Genomic DNA, 2,680 nt, shown 5'->3' on the forward strand with positions numbered 1-2,680 from the left:
TCATATTGATTTTTATCAATACCTTAGTATATCATAAAATCAATTAGAATTGTATGAAAGCTAATTCCTTTAATTAATGGATATAACGGAGGTTCTCATGGAAGAACGGATGGACTTTAGAATTTTAAATAACGGCAGCTTCATTCCCTCTATCGGTTATGGCACCTACAAAACAGGTAGCGAAGGGAAAACAGAACAAGCCGTAACCAACGCACTAAACGTAGGTTATCGTTTACTCGATACGGCTGCCTACTACGGCAACGAAGAAGCCGTTGGCAAAGGCATCAAAGCATCTGGTGTTAAACGTACGGATATTATTGTAACTACCAAGATTTGGCATACCGATGCAGGCTATGATAATACAATGCGTGCTGTTGAAAGCTCCTTGAAAAAATTAGACACTAATTATATCGACATTATGCTCGTACATCAACCCCTTGGCGACTATTACGGTTCTTGGCGCGCCATGGAAGAGTTATACGATCAAAACGTATTGCGTGGGTTAGGCCTATCTAACTTTTACGAAGACCGATTAATCGACTTGCTATATCACTGCAATGTGAAACCGGTGGTGAACCAAATTGAATGTCACCCATTCAACCAACGCCAATCTCTTATTCAATTGATGAGAAAGCATCAAGTAGTGGGCATGGCTTGGTCTCCGTTCACTCGTGACCGCCAACCTATTTTTGACCATCCTATCATCAAAAGCTTGGCTGAAAAATACGGCGTGTCTAAACATCAAATCATCTTGCGTTGGCACATCCAACGAGGCATCATTCCATTGCCAAAGGCAAACAATGTGAGCCACATGGAATCCAACTTCGATGTATTCGATTTCAAACTAACAAACATCGACATGGATGTTATGGAACTATTAGACCAACAAGACTTCTTGGAAGACCATCACACCGCACCAGGTCTTGAAAGACTTTTACAACTCAAATAAATATAAAAATAAAACCACTTATATCTACTCCTCTAAGAATAGATACAAGTGGTTTATTTTATTTCGGCACATTAAATACGGCTTGTACGAGTATCATATAAATTACTGTACCGGCAGCAATCGATATGAGCATGTTACGCTTCCATAGATGTAACCCTACCGTAACAACTAATGCTATGAGCTCAGGGATACCATAAGGATATGCTAAAACGACGGTCTCCTTAAAGGTATATACAACGAGCATGCCCATAACGGCAGCCGGCAAAGCCTTACCTAAAAAGAGTACAAAATCTGGCGCCTTTTTCCCTGGTGGAAATACGAGGAAGGCACCAAAACGAGTGAGTAATGTACCGGCCACAACAATAGCAACGGTAATGACCATTTCTGTACTAGTCAAGATGTACACCTCCCCACTTATACGCAATATAGCAGGCTACTAGCATACAGCTCATGGATAAAAGCATAAAGAGCGATTTGCCTACCAATAAGAGCATAACTATCGCCATAGCGGCACCAGCTACGCCAAAGGCTCTTATCTTGTTATTTTTTGCGTTGAGCAGCATTTCAAGGAATACCACAATGAATAGACCTGGTAATACAAAATCGATGCCCCGTAAATCTACGGTGGCCAAGAGATTGCCAAACAGACCGCCTACAAAGGTACTAAATACCCAGAACACATAGTTAAGCCAAGACACGTGGAAGTAAAACCACTTTTCATCCACATCATCCGGTAACTTAGTAGCCATATTGATGGCAAAACTTTCATCACACATCCAAGCAACCGTAGGAAACCATTTCCAGCCCATATGTACATACCGTTGTAGTGCAGATAGTCCATAAAAGAAATGGCGTCCATTAACGAACATGGTCAGTATAAACGCATTAATCGGATCAAATTCGGCCATCAACATGCCAATCGTCACAAACTCCATGGATCCTGCAAAAATGGTAGCCGCTAAAACCGGCGCCGTCCACCAAGGGAACCCTTGGCTCGTTGCATATAAACCAAATCCTAAACCTATGAAAAAGAAGCTAATGCCCATAGGAACCATAATAGGAAATGCAAAGGAAAATGCACTTCGCTTTTTTATTTTATTCATAGGGCTCGCCTCCCTTCCACATCACATGTATTTAAAGTGTTAATGTCATTTATTATAAAGCACGCGTTAAAATTTCGCGAGCTACTTCTGGTGTTACGTCACCTTTTTCACCAAGTCGTGTCATACCATGGTCTTCTAATTGTTTCACAATTTTATCAACTGCTTCAACGCCAAGACCATAATCTTTCAAATGGGTAGATACGCCAAGGGACTCGAGGAATTCACGAGTTTTTGCAATAGCCTTATCTGCTTTTTCCTCCTTTGTACCTTCTGTAATATGCCATACACGTGTAGCATATTGGGCCAATTTATCGAGCTTGTCAGCTTTTTTCACCTCTAACAAGGCAGGCAATATGATAGCTAATGTAATACCATGGTCTAAATGATAAGCCGCCGTTAACTCATGACCAATAAGATGTGTCGCCCAGTCTTGTGGCACGCCGGCACCGATCAAACCGTTTAATGCCAAGGTAGATGCCCACACGTGATTAGCACGAATGTCGTAGTTTTCTGGATTTTCTACTGTTTCTTTGCCGATTTCAATCATAGTTTTCAAAATGCCTTCACTGAAACGATCTTGAATACGGCCGTCTACAGGATATGTTAAATATTGCTCTGTGGTATGCAC

The 2,680-nt window shown here is 41.3% G+C and carries 4 protein-coding genes; 1 reads left to right on the plus strand and 3 read right to left on the minus strand.

The window, feature by feature from the left end; translation table 11 throughout:
* Positions 1 to 97: 97 nt before the first annotated feature.
* On the plus strand, positions 98 to 949 hold the full coding sequence (locus QZR70_RS08855) for an aldo/keto reductase (protein ID WP_295794592.1): 852 nt from the start codon (positions 98 to 100) through the stop codon (positions 947 to 949).
* A 58-nt stretch (positions 950 to 1,007) separates the two neighbouring features.
* Here QZR70_RS08855 and QZR70_RS08860 read toward each other — a convergent pair whose 3' ends face one another.
* From QZR70_RS08860 to QZR70_RS08870, 3 genes are all read right to left on the minus strand, one after another.
* Positions 1,008 to 1,346 carry a branched-chain amino acid transporter permease gene (locus QZR70_RS08860; protein ID WP_295794594.1) on the minus strand — a complete coding sequence of 113 codons (339 nt, stop codon included), beginning with the start codon at positions 1,344 to 1,346 and terminating at the stop codon, positions 1,008 to 1,010.
* Positions 1,339 to 2,052 (minus strand): AzlC family ABC transporter permease, encoded by a 714-nt coding sequence (locus QZR70_RS08865; RefSeq protein WP_295794595.1) that lies wholly within the window; start codon positions 2,050 to 2,052, stop codon positions 1,339 to 1,341. The genes QZR70_RS08860 and QZR70_RS08865 overlap by 8 nt, the downstream gene beginning before the upstream one ends.
* 52 nt (positions 2,053 to 2,104) lie before the next feature.
* The coding region (locus QZR70_RS08870) for an iron-containing alcohol dehydrogenase (RefSeq protein ID WP_295794597.1) at positions 2,105 to 2,680 on the minus strand (576 nt) is incomplete at its 5' end.

Origin of the sequence: uncultured Veillonella sp. (assembly GCF_900545205.1) — a bacterium.
Classification (GTDB): Bacteria; Bacillota; Negativicutes; order Veillonellales; family Veillonellaceae; genus Veillonella.

Excerpts from the sequence above, each read along its gene's own strand:
- QZR70_RS08865 (WP_295794595.1), bottom strand. The coding sequence starts at position 2,052 with ATGAATAAAATAAAAAAGCGAAGTGCATTTTCCTTTGCATTTCCTATT.
- QZR70_RS08855 (WP_295794592.1), top strand. The coding sequence starts at position 98 with ATGGAAGAACGGATGGACTTTAGAATTTTAAATAACGGCAGCTTCATT.